Raw genomic sequence first — 17382 nt, forward strand, 5'->3', positions numbered from 1 at the left:
GCCTGCTCGGCCTGGCCCGCGTGCTGGCGAAGGAAGGCGCAAAGCACAACGTGCGCTCGCACGTCGTGTGTCCGGGCTTCGTGCGCACGCCGCTGGTCGACAAGCAGATTCCGGAGCAGGCGAAGGAACTCGGGATCAGCGAAGAGGAAGTGGTGAAGAAGGTGATGCTCGGCAATACGGTCGACGGCGTGTTCACGACCGTCCAGGACGTCGCGCAGACGGTGCTGTTCCTGTCGGCCTTCCCGAGCGCCGCGCTCACGGGCCAGTCGGTCGTCGTCAGCCACGGCTGGTTCATGCAGTGATGCGGGTGCGGGCGGGTCGCTGCCCGCCGGTGAATGGCATAAAAAACGCGCTCCACGGAGCGCGTTTTTCATTTTGGCAGGGCGGGGACGATGACGGCTGCCGCCTGCTCAAGCCGTGTTACTTCAGGACGGCTGCGACCGCATTGGCGACCACGTCGAGGTTGCGCGTGTTCAGTGCTGCGACGCAGATCCGGCCCGTGCCGACTGCGTAGATGCCGAACTCGTCGCGCAGGCGATCGACTTGCGCCGAGGTCAGGCCCGAATACGAGAACATCCCGCGCTGCTCGTTGATGAAGCTGAAGTCGCGATCGACACCGCTTGCCTTCAGGCGCTCGACGAGACCATTGCGCATTGCGCGGATGCGATCGCGCATTTCACCGAGTTCCTGCACCCACGAAGCGTGCAGTTCCGGCGAAGCGAGCACCGCTGCGACCACGGCGCCGCCATGGGTCGGCGGGTTCGAGTAGTTCGTGCGGATCACGCGCTTCAGTTGCGACAGCACGCGCGTCGCTTCTTCCTTGCTCGACGTGATGATCGACAGTGCGCCGACGCGCTCGCCGTACAGCGAGAACGACTTCGAGAACGACGACGACACGAATGCGTTCAGGTCAGCCGCGGCAAACAGGCGCACGGCAGCGGCATCGGCCTCGATGTTCTCGCCGAAACCCTGGTAGGCCATGTCGAGGAACGGCACGAGGTTGCGTGCCTTCACGACGTCGACGACCTGTTGCCATTGCGCTTCGGTCAGGTCCACGCCGGTCGGGTTGTGGCAGCACGCGTGCAGCACGACGACCGTACCTGCCGCGTAGCTGTTCAGTGCCGACAGCATGCCTTCGAAGTTCACGCCATTGGTGGCAGCGTCGTAATACGGGTACGCAACGACTTCGAAGCCGGCTGCTTCGAACAGCGCGCGGTGGTTTTCCCAGCTCGGATCGCTGATCGCGACCTTCACGTTCGGGTTCACGGTGCGCAGGAAATCGGCGCCGATTTTCAGCGCGCCCGTGCCGCCCAGTGCCTGGGCCGTGACCACGCGACCTGCCGCGATCAGCGGCGAGTCGTTGCCGAGCAGCAGCTTCTGCACGGCCGCATCGTAGGCGGCGATGCCGTCGATCGGCAGGTAGCCGCGCGGCAGGCCGGCTTCGACACGCACCTTCTCTGCTTCACGAACCGCGCGCAGCAGCGGAATCTTGCCTTCTTCGTTCGTGTACACACCGACGCCGAGGTTGACCTTGGTCGGACGCGTATCGGCGTTGAAGGCTTCGTTCAGGCCCAGGATCGGGTCGCGGGGAGCAAGCTGGACAGCGGAGAAGAGCGACATGATGATTCGGCAGTAGTGAAAAGAGGGTCAGGCTTTCAACGGGCGGGGCGGGCGCGGTGGATGAACCGCGCGCTGGCAGGCACGACGCCGGAAAGCGCAGCAGCCTGACATTGTAGCGAATTCACGCAGGCGGGGGCGGCGTTTCGGCGGCGAAATTCGGCCGGGGATCGCGATTTTGGGCGGCCGTCGCGCGTCAGGAGCCGGCAGCAGTTCGCGAGGCCGCGAAGCGCTAGAATGCTTTCTTTGCCCTCGCTCCGGCCGCATTCCATGTCCGAACATAAAGCCGAAACCGGCGACGCGCTCGACGAATCGAAATTCGTGACCTTCGAAGGGTCGCCGTTCCAGCTGTATCAACCGTATCCGCCCGCAGGCGACCAGCCGACCGCGATCCAGACGCTCGTCGAAGGGGTCGAGGACGGCCTCTCGTTCCAGACGCTGCTCGGCGTGACGGGCTCGGGCAAGACCTTCACGATGGCGAACACGATCGCGCGGCTCGGCCGCCCGGCGATCGTGTTCGCGCCGAACAAGACGCTCGCCGCGCAGCTCTACTCGGAATTTCGCGAGTTCTTCCCGCGCAACGCGGTCGAGTACTTCGTCTCGTACTACGACTATTACCAGCCTGAAGCGTACGTGCCGCAGCGCGACCTGTTCATCGAGAAGGACTCGTCGATCAACGAGCACATCGAGCAGATGCGGCTGTCGGCGACGAAGAGCCTGATGGAGCGCCGCGACGTCGTGATTGTCGCGACGGTGTCGGCGATCTACGGTATCGGCAATCCGTCCGAATATCACCAGATGATCCTGACGCTGCGCGCCGGCGACAAGCTCGGCCAGCGAGACGTGATCGCGCGGCTGATCGCGATGCAGTACACGCGCAACGAGCAGGATTTCCAGCGCGGCACGTTCCGCGTGCGCGGCGACACGATCGACATCTTCCCGGCCGAACACGCGGAGCTGGCCGTGCGCGTCGAACTGTTCGACGACGAGGTGGAGACGCTGCAGCTGTTCGACCCGCTGACGGGGCGCGTGCGGCAGAAGATCCCGCGCTTCACCGTGTATCCGTCGTCGCACTACGTGACGCCGCGCGACACCGTGATGCGCGCGGTCGAGACGATCAAGGACGAATTGCGCGAGCGCCTCGAGTACTTTCACAACGACGGCAAGCTCGTCGAGGCGCAGCGCCTCGAGCAGCGCACGCGCTTCGATCTCGAGATGCTGCAGGAGCTCGGCTTCTGCAAGGGCATCGAGAACTACTCGCGACATTTCTCGGGCGCGGCGCCCGGCGATCCGCCGCCGACCCTCGTCGACTACCTGCCGCCCGATGCGCTGATGCTGCTCGACGAGTCGCACGTGCTGATCGGCCAGCTGAACGGCATGTACAACGGCGACCGCGCACGCAAGGAAAACCTCGTCAACTACGGGTTCCGGCTGCCGTCGGCGCTGGACAACCGGCCGCTGAAGTTCCCCGAGTTCGAACGCAAGATGCGCCAGGTCGTGTTCGTGTCGGCCACGCCGGCCGACTACGAGAAGAGCGTGACCGGGCAGATCGCCGAACAGGTCGTGCGGCCGACGGGCCTGGTCGATCCGGAAATCGAAGTGCGGCCGGCGAGCTCGCAGGTCGACGACGTGCTGGCCGAGATCAACGCGCGCGTCAAGGCCGAGGAGCGCGTGCTGATCACCGTGCTGACGAAGCGCATGGCCGAGCAGCTCACCGAGTTTCTGGCCGATCACGGGGTCAAGGTGCGTTACCTGCACAGCGACATCGATACGGTCGAGCGCGTCGAGATCATCCGCGACCTGCGGCTCGGCACGTTCGACGTGCTGGTCGGGATCAACCTGCTGCGGGAAGGGCTCGACATTCCCGAGGTGTCGCTCGTCGCGATCCTCGACGCGGACAAGGAGGGCTTCCTGCGCGCGGAGCGCTCGCTGATCCAGACGATCGGCCGCGCGGCGCGGAACGTGAACGGCAAGGCGATCCTCTACGCGGACAACATGACCGAGTCGATGAAGCGCGCGATCGGCGAGACCGAGCGGCGCCGTGCGAAGCAGATCGCGCACAACGAAAAGATGGGCATCACGCCGCGCGGGGTCGTGAAGCGCATCAAGGACATCATCGACGGCGTCTACAACGCGGACGAGGCACGCGCGGAGCTGAAGGAGGCGCAGCAGCGCGCGAAATTCGAGGACATGTCGGAAAAGCAGCTCGCCAAGGAAATCAAGCGCCTCGAAAAGCAGATGGCCGACTACGCGAAGAATCTCGAGTTCGAGAAGGCCGCCGCGACCCGCGACCAACTTGCGCTGCTGCGCGAGCGTGTGTTCGGCGCGAACGTCGGCGATCACGTCAACGGCGGCCGGTAAATCTTTCCAAGCGTCACCGAAACCCTGCGTAACGAACCTGTAAGCCTTGTCGGATCAGGGGTTTACACGGCTCGTCGTTTGTTCCGAAACAGGTTCGGTGCTAAACTTAGTGATTATTGAGAATTGTTCGCATTAACGTTCTTTGTCGCGTTAGTGTTTTCAGTGGGCCGGCTGGCGGTCGGTTCGCATGGTTCCAGATCAAATAACAAGGAGTGTCCATGTTGGGTTCTTCGTTCATCCGCACGACGGTTGCGGTAGCGGCGGCGCTTGCCGCGATGTCGGCCTCGGCTGCCGAATATCCGATCGGCAAGCAGCAGATCCAGGGCGGCATGGAAATCGGCGCGGTGTACCTGCAGCCGATCACGATGGACCCGGAAGGGATGATGCGCAAGGCGTCGGATTCCGACATCCACCTCGAGGCCGACATCCATGCGGTCAAGAACAACCCGACGGGTTTCGCGGAAGGCGACTGGATGCCGTACCTGCAGGTCACGTACAAGCTGACGAAGCAGGGCGACACGAAGTGGAAGGCTGAAGGCGACCTGATGGGCATGGTCGCGAGCGACGGTCCGCACTACGGCGACAACGTGAAGCTGAACGGCCCGGGCAAGTACCACCTGACGATGGTCGTCAAGCCGCCGATGCAGACGGGCCACATGGCGTTCGGCCGTCACATCGACAAGGAAACGGGCGTGGGCGCATGGTTCAAGCCCATTACCCTCGAGTACGACTTCCCGTTCGCCGGTATCGGCAAGAAGGGCGGTTACTGATCGGTGGCATCACGAACGGCGCGCTTCGGCGCGCCGTCGGCGTAGAGAACCCAGAATGAAAATTCCCCAGAAAATCGTTGCCGCAGCCGCTGCGTTGTGGCTTGCCGGCGCAGCGTACGCTGCCGATCTGCCGACGTTCAAGCTCGAGATGACGGACGGCAAGCTGAATCCCGCCCGCATCGAAGTGCCGGCCGGCCAGCGTTTCAAGATCGAGATCAAGAACACCGGCAAGGGCGCCGCCGAATTCGAGAGCGTGCAACTGCGCAAGGAGAAGGTGCTCGCGCCGGGCGCCGATTCATTCGTGGTCGTCGCACCGTTGTCACCGGGTGAATACAAGTTTTTCGACGATTTCCACCAGCAGGCGCAGGGCGTGATCGTCGCGAAGTAATGCGTTTTATCTGCGCGCGGGCGCACCTGCCTGGTGTACCGCGCGTCAGGAGGTATCGATGGGTCAGATCTTGTTCATCGTCTGGCGGGAGAGCGTCGAAGCGCTGCTCGTCGTCGGCATTCTCTATGCATGGCTGAAAAACGGCGACGACGACGCGCGCCGCGGCCTGCCTTTTCTCTGGGCCGGCGTCGGTGTCGGCTTGCTGATGGCCGTCGGCCTCGGTGCCGCACTGGTCGGTTTCACCGAAGTGCTGTCCGGCGACGCGCAGGACTACTTCCAGACTGCCATGGTGCTGATCGCATGCGTGCTGATCGTGCAGATGGTGCTGTGGATGCGCCGGCATGGCCGCACGCTGAAGCGCGACATGGAGCAATCGCTGCAGCAGAGCACGCGCGATTCGAACTGGTGGGGTGTCGCGGTGCTGGTCGCGCTCGCGATCGCGCGCGAAGGCAGCGAGACGGTGATCTTCCTGTACGGTCTCGGTTTCGGCCAGTCGGGTCACGTCGACGGCAGCCAGATGCTCGCGGTCGTGATCGGCCTCGGCCTCGCGTTCCTCACGTTCTATCTGCTGCAACTCGGCGGCAAGTATTTCTCGTGGCGGCATTTCTTCCGCGTCACGGAAGTGATGCTGCTGTTCCTCGGCGCCGGCCTGTTCCAGACGGGCGTCGACAAGCTGATCGACAAGGAAATCCTGCCGCTCGGCATTTCGCAGGTGTGGGACACGTCCGCGATCCTCGATGATTCGGGCACGTTCGGCTCGCTCGTCGCCACGCTGACCGGCTATCGTGCCCACCCGGCGCTGACCAACCTGGTCGCGTATGCGGTGTACTGGGCGGTGGTCTGGCTGCTGATGAAGCGCGCGAGCCGTCGTCCGGCAGTCGCGGCAGGTCGCGCGGCATGAGCGTTGTCGCCGCAGCCAAGCAGGGCTGGCTCGCGCAGGCCGGCCAATGGATGCAGCGCCACGGTGCGCTGATCCGCGGCATCCAGTGGGCCGTCGTCGCCGTCTATGCGTTCCTGATCATCGTGCCGGCGGTGTTGCCGCTGCCGGACGACTCCGCACACCTGTGGAACAACCTCACGCTGATCGCGCAATTCACGTTCTGGGGCATCTGGTGGCCGTTCGTACTGCTGTCGATGGTGATGCTCGGCCGTGTCTGGTGCGGCGTGCTGTGTCCGGAAGGGGCGCTCACCGAATTCGCGAGCAAGTTCGGCCGTGGTGGCCCGATTCCGCGCTGGATGCGGTGGGGCGGCTGGCCGTTCGTCGCGTTCGGGCTCACGACGATCTACGGGCAGATGGTGAGCGTGTACCAGTACCCGCTCGCGGTGCTGTTCGTACTTGGCGGCTCGACCGTCGGCGCGATCGTGATCGGCGTGCTGTACGGCCGCGAAAAGCGCGTGTGGTGCAAGTATCTGTGCCCGGTCAACGGCGTGTTCGGGCTGCTCGCACGGCTCGCGCCGATGCGCTACAAGGTCGACGAGGATGCATGGCGCCGGTCGTACAAGAACGGCGAGCATGGGCATCGCGTGATTCCGATCAACTGCGCGCCGCTCGTGCCGTTGCGCAACATGAAGGGCGCGGCGGACTGCCACATGTGCGGCCGCTGCAGCGGGCACCGGGATGCGATCTCGCTGTCGTTGCGCTCGCCGTCCGACGAGGTCGTGAACCTCGGCGCGCAGCAGGCGAACCCGTGGGACACCGCGCTGATCCTGTACGGCCTGCTCGGCGTCGCGATCGGTGCGTTCCACTGGACCGTCAGCCCGTGGTTCGTGCAGATCAAGCAATGGCTTGCGGGCTGGCTGATCGACCATGACATCACGTGGCCGCTCGAGACCAATGCGCCGTGGTTCCTGCTCACGCACTATCCGGATCGTAACGACGTGTTCTCGTGGCTCGACGGCGGGCTGGTCATCAGCTACATCGTCGGCACGGGGCTCGTGTACGGCACGGCGCTGCTGGTGCTGCTGGCCGGCGCGACGCTGATGCTCGGCCGCTTCGATCGCGTGCGGCTGCATCATCTTGCACAGGCGTTGATTCCGATTGCAGGAGCGGGGGTGTTCCTTGGCCTGTCGGCCACGACACTGTCGCTGCTGCGTGCCGAGCATGTGCCGCTCGGCTGGGCGACCGATGTGCGCATCGCGATCCTGGTCGGCGCCAACGCATGGAGCGCGTGGCTCGCGTGGAAAGTGACGGGGCGTTATGCGGGCTGGCCGCGCCGGCTTGCGGCGTTCGCGTGGTTCGCCGTCGCGCTTGCCGTCATCGACAGCGCCTGGTGGTTGATGTTCTGGGGTTTCTGAAGCGGATCGCGTGCCGCTTCGGCGGTCACGCAGCGACGCGGTAACGAACCTGGGCGGCATGCTTCACGCATCGGGCGCCCAAACAAAAAAGCGACACGTCGAAGGACGTGTCGCTTTTTTTCTTCCTTGTGCGAGAACCAAAAAAAAGTGGCTTGGCTTGCTGCAACGGCTGCTTGAGTGTGTTTGCACGAAGGGGTCTAGATCTCGCGTGCAAGCCGTTACGCTGGCTACTGCCCAACACCTCTCAGGGAGGTGGTCCCCACAATACTCTGTCTTACTTCGTCAGGATCAGTTTGCCGAGCCGTGTGGCGCGCAACTGATAGGTCTCTCCGTTATGCGCGATGCTGACGTGGCTTTGGCCTTGCAGCAGCGCATCGCTGCTGACGACCCGCGTGCCTGCTTCGCGGTTGCCGGCGGGTTTCGCCGGCGTGGTGACCGCTGCCGTCTTCTGACGGCTGCTGCCTGCGGTGCCGGTCGTGCGGCGCAAGGTCAGCGTGGTCGGGGTCGGGCGCATGGTGTCGGTCATTCGGTTGATCGGTGACTGTCGATACGATGGAATGAATTCTAAATGATAACTATTCCCATTTACAAAAACTCTTTATCGATCGAAACGAAGAACCTGATAGCTTGAGTCAAAGGGGCGGCCCGCAGGCCGCCATCGGGTTCAGTGCAGCGGATCGGGATCCTTGCGGCCCTGCGCGTATTCGCGGATCAGGCGGACCGTGTCGATATCCGACGTGCGGTACGCTTCCTTGACGATCCCGTGCGTCTGACGCGCGTCTTCGCTGTCGTCCGTGACGACCAGCGTCGTGCGGTATTCGAAACGCAGGAACAGCTCGTGGTCGTCGCGCTCCTCGATCGTCATCGTCAGCGAGCCGCCGATCTCGCCATCGGCGGCGAGGATGTCGTAGCGAACCTGCTGGTTCGGCGTGAACGTGACGTGGTCGCGCACGGTCGCGTGACCGTAGTGCAGCTCGCGTTCGAGCGTCGTGTCCGTCCGTTCGTGGACGACACAGCTGTCGAGACCGAGCACGAACAGTTGCGGCTGTTCGGCGCGCAACACGAGACCTTCCCAGAGCTGGTCGCGGGTGAGGGTCGGCACGGCCGGATCGTCGGAATTGATCTGGATCAGATGTTCGAAGTTCAAGGGGACGAGTTCCTTCTGGTGGCGGGCGGCCACGTGGTTCAAGAAGTCATTGTGACGCAAAACGGGCGGTTTCGCGGCACCTGCGCGCCCGTCCGTGCGTCATGCTTCGATGCGCCCCATGCGACCGGTCTGGTAGTCGACGACCGCCTGCCGGATCTCTTCCTCGGTGTTCATCACGAACGGCCCGTAGCGGACGATCGGCTCGTTGAGCGGCACGCCGCCGATCAGGAGCAGGTCGAGCGGCGTGTCGCCGGCGGCGAACGTGACGGTGTCGCCGTCATCGCAGTACACGACCATGTGTCGTGCGTCGACCGCCTGCCTGGCGGGCCCGTAGAGGCCCGTTCCGTCGATCGGATAGGCGAACACACGATAGCCTGCCGGGACGGTCTGCGTGACCGTTGCGCCCGGTTGCAGCGTGAAATGCTGGTAGAGGATCGGTGTGCGTGTCTCGATCGCGGCGCGGACGCCGAACGCTTCGCCGGCGATCACGCGCACCCGTGCGCGGCCGTCAGGTGAGGTCGCGGTCGGGATGCGGTCGGCGGGGATCTCCTGGTAGCGCGGTGCGATCAGCTTGTCGCGGCGCGGCAGGTTGACCCACAGCTGGAAACCGTGCGAGCGACCGCCCGTTTGCGCGAATTCCGGGTCCGGCATCTCGCTGTGCACGACGCCGGCGCCCGCCGTCATCCATTGCACGTCGCCCGGGCCGAGAGTGCCGGCATGGCCGGACGAGTCGCGATGGCGGAAGCGCCCGTCGAGCGCGTAGGTCACGGTCTCGAAGCCGCGATGCGGATGGTCGGGGGCGCCCTTGGCTTCGCCGGGCGCGTAGTCGACGGGGCCCATTTCGTCGAGCAGCAGGAACGGATCGAAATCCATCAGCAGCCGGGTCGGGAACGGGCGGTGAACCACGAAGCCGCCGCCTTCGGTCGTGCGAAGCGCGGGGTAGGTGCGGTCAAGCGAGCGAGCGGTCGTCATGCGGAAGCCCTCGAAATCAACGGAATAGCGTTATTTTTGAAACATAGCGCTATTATATTGGGCGTTTTACCGTTCAATTCGCGAAGGTTCGCAATGGATTGTTCTGAAATTGGAACGATGACATGAATATCGATGCACATAACCTGAACGACCTCATGTACTTTTCGCAGGTCGTCGAACATGGCGGTTTCTCGGCCGCGGAGCGCGTGCTGGGCATCTCGAAATCGCGCCTGTCGCGGCGCCTGACCGAACTCGAGGCGGCGCTCGGCGTGCGCCTGCTGCAGCGCTCCACACGCAAGCTCGCGCTGACCGAGGCGGGGGAACTGTTCTACCAGCATTGCCAGGCGATGCTGGCCGAAGCGCAGGCGGCGATGAACGCGGTGCAGCAGTTGCGCTCATCGCCGCGCGGCTCGGTGCGCGTCAGCGTGCCCGTGACGCTGTCGCAGACGATGCTGTCGCGCATCCTGCCCGAATTCCTGCGTCGCTATCCCGAGGTGAAGGTGCACGTCCGCGTGACGAATCGGGTGATCGACCTGTTCGAGGATTCGATCGACGTCGCGCTGCGCGTGCGCTCGGAGCCGCCTCAGAACGCGAACATCGTCGTGCGGCCGCTGTGGCGCACCGAGCAGATGCTGGTCGGCGCGCCGAGCCTGCTGAGCCAGAATGCGCCGCCGCTGGTACCGGACGACCTGAGCGGCTTCGAGACACTCGATACGCCGAGCGTCGACGGGCGGCACGTGTTCAACCTGATCGCGCCGGACGGAACGCGTCACGTGCACGAGCACGACCCGCGGCTTGTGACGGCCGACCTGATGACGATCCGTGAAGCCGTGCTCGATGGCCTCGGCATCGCGGCGTTGCCGGAGATGATGTACGGCAACGCGCTGCGCGCGGGGCAACTGTCGCCGGTGATGCCGGGCTGGACGTTGCCCGTGCCGCAACTGTACGCGGTGTTCGTGTCGCGGCAGGGGATGCCGCCCGCGGTGCGTGCGTTCGTCGACTATCTGGTCGAGAAGCTCGATCATGGCGCCTACAAGGATCCGGGGTGCCCGGAACGCGCAAAGAAGGAAGCGGCGGCCGATGTTTCGGCGACCTGAACACGACGTGCACGGCGACGCAAATTTGTTTTGTCATTGAAGCGTCGCCTGCAATCGCAAGTTTCAATCGCCGGAACCTTGAATGCGCGTGCATGCGGGCCTATATTGAAATCCCATTTCGTGAAGGAAGTTCTGAGCGAAATCAGGTGGCCGCATATATTGTGAGCCAGATAGGGCAGAACGCGCAGTCCGTGCAGACCACGGCAGAGTCGCATTTGCGTTGCTCGAGGCGCAACCGATACCGCCAAAGAGCCCGCCGCCCGAAGGCGCCCGCGTGCGCATGAAAAAAGGCCTTCATCTGGCGATGAAGGCCTTTTACTTTGTGCGCGGCCGGCTAGGTGCGGCCGGCTAGGCGCCGGCGATGCGTTACCGCAAGACGTGCGCGCGTTACTTCGCTTTCGCGCCCGGCTCCGTCACGAAGCCGAGCTTCGTCAGGCCGCCTGCCTGCGCATCCGACATCACTTCCGCGACGTGTTCGTACGCGACCTTGCGATCCGCGCGAAGGTGCAACTCCGGCTGCGGCGTGCGCTTTGCCGCTTCCGCGATGCGTTCCTGCAATTGTGCGCGCGTGACCGTGTGGTCGTCCCACAGGATCGTGCCGTCACCCTGGATCGCGACGTCGACCGTCTGCGGCTTTTCGTCGACGGGCTGGCTGCTGGCGTGCGGCAGGTCGATCTTCACCGCATGCTGCATCGCCGGGATCGTCACGAGGAAAATGATCAGGAGTACGAGCATGACGTCGACGAGCGGCGTCATGTTGATCTCGCTCATCACTGCATCGTCGTCATCGTCGCTGAAACCGGTGTTCATTGCCATGGTTCACCCCGCCTCAGCTGGCGCGCGTCGCGAGACGCAGGCCGTCGCGCGTCGACGACGAGGCCAGGCTCGCGCCCGTCACGAAGTACGCATGCAGACCGTGCGCGAAGCGACGCAGCTTGCTGACGACACCCTTGTTCGCGCGGGTGAGTGCGTTGTAGCCGAGCACGGCCGGGATCGCGACGAACAGGCCGAAGGCGGTCATGATCAGCGATTCGCCGACCGGGCCCGCGACCTGGTCGATCGACGTCTGGCCGGATGCGCCGATCGCGAGCAGGGCGTGATAAATCCCCCAGACCGTGCCGAACAGGCCGACGAACGGCGCCGTGCTGCCGATCGACGCGAGGATCGCGAGACCGCTCTGCATGCGCGAGATGCCTTCGTCCATCGTGTCCTTCAGGCAGCGCGTGACCCAGTCCGACACGTCCATGCGATCGTGCAGGTGCGGTTGCGTCTGGTGGTGGTGATCGGCGGCTTCCTTGCCCGACAGCGCGAGCGCGAGGAACGGGTTGTCGTTCGGCGTCGATGCGGCGAGGCCGAGCTTCTTGACGCCGTCGTCGAAATTGTCCGAATGCCAGAATGCCTGTTCGGCGTTCTTCGTCAGGCGGTTCAGTCGGATCACGTTCCAGCCCTTGATGACGATCACGATCCACGACAGGACCGACATCACGAGCAGCGTGATCGCGATGGCGCGCGTGACGAAATCACCTTGCGCCCAGACGTGCGCGATACCGTAGCTTTGCATTTTCTTGTTTCCTTTGAATCTACCGAATATGACGGGTTAGTCGTCAAGCGTGAAGTTGAAGGGCAGCGTATGGGCGGCGCGGATCGCCTGGCCGTTCTCGATATACGGCGGGCAGGTGCTGGCGCGCGTCGCGTCGAGCGCGGCTTCGTCGAGACGCGGGTAGCCGCTGCTCTTCTGCAGCTGGACGCTTTCGATCTTGCCCGTCACGCCGATGATGAAGTGAACATAGGCCGTGCCCGTTTCGCCGCGACGGCGCGACATCGACGGATAGGTCGGCTTGACGAAATTGCAGCTGAGCGCCGACACGTTCTTCGGCGCGCTGACCTGCATCGTCTCGCGCGCCGGGCCGGGTGCTGCAGCCGGTGCAGCAGGCGCCGGCGCGGCCGGAGCCGGTGTCGGGTCGGCCACTGCCGGCGCGGGCGTCGGCGATGGTGCCTGCGAGACGGGTTGAGGCGTCGGGACCGCCTTCTGCACCGGCTTCGGCTCGACCTTCGGCTTCACGCGCGGCGTGGGCTTGGGCGGCGTAGGCTGCTGCGCGGCCGACTGGACCGCGACCGGCTGGGCAGGAGGGGCAGGCGGAATGAGCTGCGCGGTGATCGACTGAACCTCGATCTCCTTCGGCGGCGGCGGCGCGTTGCGATGGAGCCAGGCGGCCGTCAGCATGATCGCATGTGCGGCAAGCACACCGACCGCGACGACGATCACTCGGGGATTCATACGTGGTGCAGCCGGCACGGCGCCGGCAGGAGCGAGATGCGAAGCCTGCATGTTAGCTTGAAAGAACGATGTCGCACCCGGGGCGCGGCGGGTGAATCGGCATCACTTGCGGAAGATCAGCAGCGAGATGCAAACGGTGGTCACAAATCCGATCAGCAATTCCATGACAGGCTCCTGGGCAGGTAAGCCGCTGGCTCGCGCAGACGGTGGCTTGCTGACGGTCAAAACAAAAAATGCGGCCTGGGCCGCATGCGCACACTCGGCGCCGGTCAGGCGGCCTTGCGTTCGTAGAACGTGACCGGGATCGGGTGAGCGTGATGCTCGACACCGCACCGGCTCGCGCAGACGCCCTGTTCGGCCATGAGGTCGCGTACGGACTCCTCGCACTTGCCGCAGCACGTGGCCACGCCAAGCTCGAACTGGAGTTCATCGAAAGAGTTCACGCCCTCTGCGAGGGACGCGCGAATCTTGCGATCGGAAACAGACTTGCACACGCAGACGATCATGATGAGTTGCGATAGCTAACGGTAATGCGAATTATTATCATTAAATTCGTGGACGTTGACAAGCCTGGGGCAGGCTTTTTTTAAGGGCATCGGACCCTTGAAACGTCGGGAGGGTGGAGCGGCACGCGGAAGTGGGCGTGCCGGCCGGTATCAGGCGGTCGCGCAGGCGCGCGCGTTCGGCGAGGAAATGGTGACGGATTCGACCGGTGCGGCGAGGCCGAGCAGCGTCGAGGCGAGCACCTGCAACTGGCGGCCGTCGCTGGTCGAGCAGAAGCGGGGCGGTGCTGCGCGCGTGCCGGCCGGTGCGCGCAGGTTGCGCTCGTCGAGTACCCGCACGAGCTGGCGCGCGATCGCGTCGCTGGTGTCGACGAGCGTCAGGCGGTCGCCCACAAGGTCACGAATCGTTTCCGTGAAGAACGGGTAATGCGTGCAGCCGAGTACCAGCGTATCGGCGCCGTCGTCGAGCATCGGTTGCAGGTAGCTGTCGAGCAACGCGCGCAACGCGGGCGAATTCGTATCGCCGCGCTCGATGGCTTCGACAAGCCCGTGGCCGGGCTGACAGATGAAGCGGCGGCCGGCGCCGTAGCGGTCGAGCAGCGCCTGGAAGCGCGGGCTGTTCAGCGTCGACTGCGTGGCGAGTACACCCGCGACGCCGCTCGCGGACACGGCGGCGGCCGGCTTGATGCCCGGCTCGACGCCGACGAGCGGCATCGACAAGTGTTCGCGGACCGTGGCGATCGCACGTGCGGTCGCCGTGTTGCACGCGATGACGAGCGCTTTCGCCCCTTCGCGGGCCAGCCACTCGCCGATTGCCAGCGTGCGTTCCGTAATGAACGCCTCGTCGCGCGGACCATACGGCGCATGGTGCGAATCGGCGACGTAGATGAACGATTCGTCGGGCAGCTGCGCGCGCACGGCGCGCAGCACCGACAGGCCGCCCAGCCCTGAATCGAAGATGCCGATGGGGGCGACGGTCGTGGCCGTCGCAGGAATAACGGAGGGTGTCGACATGAACGGGCCGGGGGCGGTAACGGGAAGCGTGGAGCGAGTTTACTCCGGCGACCCCATCATCGTTTGCTGGTAGTTCTGCAGGCCGACCTTGCCGATCAGGTCGATCTGCGTTTCCAGCCAGTCGATGTGCTCTTCGGTGTCGTCGAGGATCTTTTCGAAGATCTCGCGCGACACGTAGTCACGGACCGATTCGCAGTAGGCGATCGCTTCCTTGCAGGTGGACTGCGAGATCTGTTCGAGCTTCAGGTCGCACTTCAGGATCTCTTCGGTTTCCTCGCCGACGAGCAGCTTGTGCAGATCCTGCAGGTTCGGCAGGCCGTCGAGCATGAAGACGCGTTCGATCAGCCAGTCGGCGTGCTTCATTTCGCCGATCGACTCGTCGTACTCGTGCTTGCCGAGCTTCTCGAGGCCCCAGTGCTTGTACATGCGCGCATGCAGGAAGTACTGGTTGATCGCCGTGAGTTCATTCTTCAACTGGGCGTTCAGATATTCGATGACTTTCTTGTCGCCTTGCATGGCTTGTTCCTTGTTCAGTGGGGCTTCAGAAACCGAACGATAATCGCTCGAACGAGAAAAGCCAAGCCTCGAAGCCTTGCCGGGCCTGCCTTTTGCGTGTAATGAGAATCAGCCTCGAACAACCGGCCACACACAATAATGAGAATGAGAAGTAAAAAGGCCGGACTCGCGTCCGGCCTTTCGTTCGATCGCGCTTAAGCGGCTGCGACCGGGATCTTGCCGATCTTCGCTTGCCACTCCTTCGGACCGGTCTGGTGCACCGACGTGCCCGACGAATCGACGGCGACCGTCACCGGCATGTCCTGTACGTCGAACTCGTAGATCGCTTCCATGCCGAGGTCTTCGAACGCGAGCACCTTCGCACCGCGGATCGCCTTCGACACGAGGTAAGCTGCACCGCCGACGGCCATCAGGTAGGCCGCCTTGTGCTTCTTGATCGCGTCGATCGCGACCGGGCCGCGCTCGGCCTTGCCGACCATCGAGATCAGCCCGGTTTGGGCGAGCATCGTCTCGGTGAACTTGTCCATGCGCGTGGCCGTCGTCGGGCCTGCCGGGCCGACCACTTCGTCGCGGACCGGATCGACCGGGCCGACGTAGTAGATCACGCGGTTCGTGAAGTCGACCGGCAGCTTCTCGCCCTTCGCGAGCATGTCGGCGATGCGCTTGTGCGCAGCGTCGCGGCCGGTGAGCATCTTGCCCGACAGCAGCAGCGTCTGGCCCGGCGTCCAGCTCGCGACTTCTTCCGGCGTCAGCGTGTTGAGGTCGACGCGCTTGCTGGTTTCCGTGTTCGGTTCCCAGTTGACCTTCGGCCATGCGTCGAGCGACGGCGCTTCAAGCTTGGCCGGGCCCGAGCCGTCGAGCACGAAGTGCGCATGGCGCGTCGCCGCGCAGTTCGGGATCAGCGCGACCGGCTTCGATGCCGCGTGCGTCGGTGCCGCCATGATCTTCACGTCGAGCACGGTTGCCAGGCCGCCGAGGCCCTGGGCGCCGATGCCGAGCGCGTTGACCTTCTCGTGCAGCTCGACGCGCAGTTCCTCGACCCAGTCCTTCGGGCCGCGCGCGATGATTTCCTGGATGTCGATCGGCTCCATCAGCGATTCCTTCGCCATCAGCATCGCCTTTTCGGCGGTGCCGCCGATGCCGATCCCCAGCATGCCGGGCGGGCACCAGCCCGCGCCCATCGTCGGGACCGTCTTCAGCACCCAGTCGACGATCGAGTCGGACGGGTTCAGCATCACGAACTTCGACTTGTTCTCCGAGCCGCCGCCCTTCGCCGCGACCTGCACGTCGACCTTGTCGCCCGGCACGATCTCGTAGTGGATCACGGCCGGCGTGTTGTCCTTCGTGTTCTTGCGGGCGCCTTCCGGCGGATTGACGATCGACGCGCGCAGCACGTTGTCCGGGTGCGTGTAACCGCGGCGCACGCCTTCGTTGATCATGTCGGTGAGGCCCATCGTCGCGCCGTCCCAGCGCACGTCCATGCCGACCTTCACGAAGATCGTGACGATGCCGGTGTCCTGGCAGATCGGGCGCTTGCCTTCCGCGCACATGCGGCTGTTCGTGAGGATCTGCGCGATCGCATCCTTCGCGGCCGGGCTCTCTTCCAGCTCGTACGCGCGGCCGAGGGCCTGGATGTAGTCGAGCGGATGGTAGTAGCTGATGTACTGCAGCGAATCCGCGATGCTCTGGATCAGGTCTTCCTGTTTGATGACGGTCATGGCTGAGACTCTGTGGGGACTGTGGGGAATGCGTTTATGCGTTGACGGCTGCGTCGGCCGGCTTGCGGGGCTCGTTCGCCGCGGGCGCGTGCGCGCCGTGGGCGTGCGGCTCGTGGAAATGGGCCGGGTGCGTGTGCGTCGTCAGGCGGTCGACCCACGCCATCACGAGCGCCGACACCAGGAACGACACGTGGATGATCACCTGCCACATGATCGCGTGCATCGTGTGCTGGTCGGGGTTGATGAACGTCTTCAGCAGGTGGATCGACGAAATGCTGATCAGCGCCATCGACAGCTTGACCTTCAGCACGCCCGCGTTCACGTGGTCGAGCCACTCGGGCTCGTCGGGGTGGCCCTCGATGCCGAGGCGCGACACGAACGTCTCGTAACCGCCGACGATCACCATGATCAGCAGGTTCGAGATCATCACCACGTCGATCAGGCCGAGCACCGCGAGCATCACGCTGATTTCGTCGAGGCTCGTCGCATGCGACAGCAGGTGCCAGACTTCCTTCAGGAACAGGAACACATAGACGGCTTGCGCAACGATCAGGCCGAGGTAAAGCGGAACCTGGAGCCAGCGGCTCATGAAAATCAGCGCGGGAAGCGGGCGAAGCGGGCGACGCGCGGGGCGGCCGGGCGAATGCGGGGCAGACATGGTGGACAGTCGGGCGCGGTGCGCAGGTATCGGGGGTAATCTTGAAAA

At 64.4% G+C, this 17382-nt stretch carries 19 protein-coding genes; 7 read left to right on the top strand and 12 right to left on the bottom strand.

Annotated features, from left to right (window positions below; all coding sequences use genetic code 11):
* On the top strand, positions 1-302 hold a 302-nt coding region (locus tag QZM35_RS36855; protein WP_141661953.1), incomplete at its 5' end, for an SDR family oxidoreductase.
* 118 nt (positions 303-420) lie between these two features.
* On the opposite strand, the gene QZM35_RS36860 is transcribed toward QZM35_RS36855, so the two are convergent.
* Positions 421-1620, bottom strand: coding sequence for an amino acid aminotransferase (locus tag QZM35_RS36860; protein ID WP_301777731.1), 1200 nt, complete (start codon positions 1618-1620; stop codon positions 421-423).
* Between the two features lie 267 nt (positions 1621-1887).
* Between QZM35_RS36860 and uvrB the strand changes: the two genes are divergently transcribed.
* The 5 genes from uvrB to QZM35_RS36885 all read left to right on the top strand — a co-directional run bounded on the left by uvrB (position 1888) and on the right by QZM35_RS36885 (position 7431).
* Positions 1888-3978, top strand: a complete 2091-nt coding sequence (gene uvrB / locus QZM35_RS36865; RefSeq protein ID WP_089425833.1) for an excinuclease ABC subunit UvrB — start codon at positions 1888-1890, stop codon at positions 3976-3978.
* A gap of 218 nt (positions 3979-4196) precedes the next feature.
* A complete protein-coding gene (locus QZM35_RS36870) occupies positions 4197-4748 on the top strand; it encodes an iron transporter (protein ID WP_021163417.1) in 552 nt (183 codons plus the stop codon).
* A gap of 55 nt (positions 4749-4803) precedes the next feature.
* The gene (locus QZM35_RS36875; protein WP_027786891.1) at positions 4804-5136 is read left to right on the top strand and encodes a cupredoxin domain-containing protein; all 333 of its coding nucleotides are present in this window, start codon (positions 4804-4806) and stop codon (positions 5134-5136) included.
* Positions 5137-5194: 58 nt separating this feature from the next.
* Complete coding sequence (locus tag QZM35_RS36880; RefSeq protein WP_027784952.1) at positions 5195-6037, top strand: FTR1 family protein; 843 nt, start codon at positions 5195-5197, stop codon at positions 6035-6037.
* Entirely contained in the window at positions 6034-7431 is a 1398-nt protein-coding gene (locus tag QZM35_RS36885) for a 4Fe-4S binding protein (RefSeq protein ID WP_174975521.1), read from the top strand. Before QZM35_RS36880 ends, QZM35_RS36885 begins: the two co-directional genes overlap by 4 nt.
* Before the next feature lie 274 nt (positions 7432-7705).
* Here the strand turns inward: QZM35_RS36885 and hemP are convergent, their stop codons facing one another.
* The 3 genes from hemP to QZM35_RS36900 all read right to left on the bottom strand — a co-directional run bounded on the left by hemP (position 7706) and on the right by QZM35_RS36900 (position 9550).
* Complete coding sequence (hemP, locus tag QZM35_RS36890; protein ID WP_039370075.1) at positions 7706-7957, bottom strand: hemin uptake protein HemP; 252 nt, start codon at positions 7955-7957, stop codon at positions 7706-7708.
* Between the two features lie 138 nt (positions 7958-8095).
* Positions 8096-8578: an SRPBCC family protein gene (locus QZM35_RS36895; protein WP_039370078.1), complete on the bottom strand. Its 483-nt coding sequence runs from the start codon at positions 8576-8578 to the stop codon at positions 8096-8098.
* 99 nt (positions 8579-8677) lie between these two features.
* Positions 8678-9550: a pirin family protein gene (locus tag QZM35_RS36900; RefSeq protein WP_089431322.1), complete on the bottom strand. Its 873-nt coding sequence runs from the start codon at positions 9548-9550 to the stop codon at positions 8678-8680.
* A gap of 122 nt (positions 9551-9672) precedes the next feature.
* Here QZM35_RS36900 and QZM35_RS36905 point away from each other — a divergent pair, with 122 nt between their 5' ends.
* Positions 9673-10647, top strand: coding sequence for a LysR family transcriptional regulator (locus QZM35_RS36905; RefSeq protein ID WP_011352658.1), 975 nt, complete (start codon positions 9673-9675; stop codon positions 10645-10647).
* 387 nt (positions 10648-11034) lie between these two features.
* On the opposite strand, the gene QZM35_RS36910 is transcribed toward QZM35_RS36905, so the two are convergent.
* The 8 genes from QZM35_RS36910 to QZM35_RS36945 all read right to left on the bottom strand — a co-directional run bounded on the left by QZM35_RS36910 (position 11035) and on the right by QZM35_RS36945 (position 17334).
* Positions 11035-11463 (bottom strand): biopolymer transporter ExbD, encoded by a 429-nt coding sequence (locus QZM35_RS36910; RefSeq protein ID WP_039370086.1) that lies wholly within the window; start codon positions 11461-11463, stop codon positions 11035-11037.
* Between the two features lie 13 nt (positions 11464-11476).
* Positions 11477-12208, bottom strand: a complete 732-nt coding sequence (locus tag QZM35_RS36915; protein WP_085043642.1) for a MotA/TolQ/ExbB proton channel family protein — start codon at positions 12206-12208, stop codon at positions 11477-11479.
* 36 nt (positions 12209-12244) lie between these two features.
* Complete coding sequence (locus QZM35_RS36920) at positions 12245-12976, bottom strand: energy transducer TonB (protein WP_089425829.1); 732 nt, start codon at positions 12974-12976, stop codon at positions 12245-12247.
* Between the two features lie 218 nt (positions 12977-13194).
* Complete coding sequence (locus QZM35_RS36925; protein WP_039370093.1) at positions 13195-13431, bottom strand: bacterioferritin-associated ferredoxin; 237 nt, start codon at positions 13429-13431, stop codon at positions 13195-13197.
* A 150-nt stretch (positions 13432-13581) separates the two neighbouring features.
* The gene (gene murI, locus QZM35_RS36930) at positions 13582-14442 is read right to left on the bottom strand and encodes a glutamate racemase (RefSeq protein ID WP_089425828.1); all 861 of its coding nucleotides are present in this window, start codon (positions 14440-14442) and stop codon (positions 13582-13584) included.
* Between the two features lie 39 nt (positions 14443-14481).
* Entirely contained in the window at positions 14482-14958 is a 477-nt protein-coding gene (bfr, locus tag QZM35_RS36935) for a bacterioferritin (protein ID WP_011352652.1), read from the bottom strand.
* Between the two features lie 194 nt (positions 14959-15152).
* On the bottom strand, positions 15153-16676 hold the full coding sequence (locus QZM35_RS36940) for a fumarate hydratase (RefSeq protein ID WP_069248436.1): 1524 nt from the start codon (positions 16674-16676) through the stop codon (positions 15153-15155).
* Between the two features lie 34 nt (positions 16677-16710).
* The gene (locus tag QZM35_RS36945) at positions 16711-17334 is read right to left on the bottom strand and encodes a TIGR00645 family protein (protein ID WP_039370107.1); all 624 of its coding nucleotides are present in this window, start codon (positions 17332-17334) and stop codon (positions 16711-16713) included.
* Between the last annotated feature and the right edge of the window lie 48 nt (positions 17335-17382).

The organism is Burkholderia sp. AU45274, assembly GCF_030482505.1.
Lineage (GTDB): Bacteria > Pseudomonadota > Gammaproteobacteria > Burkholderiales > Burkholderiaceae > Burkholderia.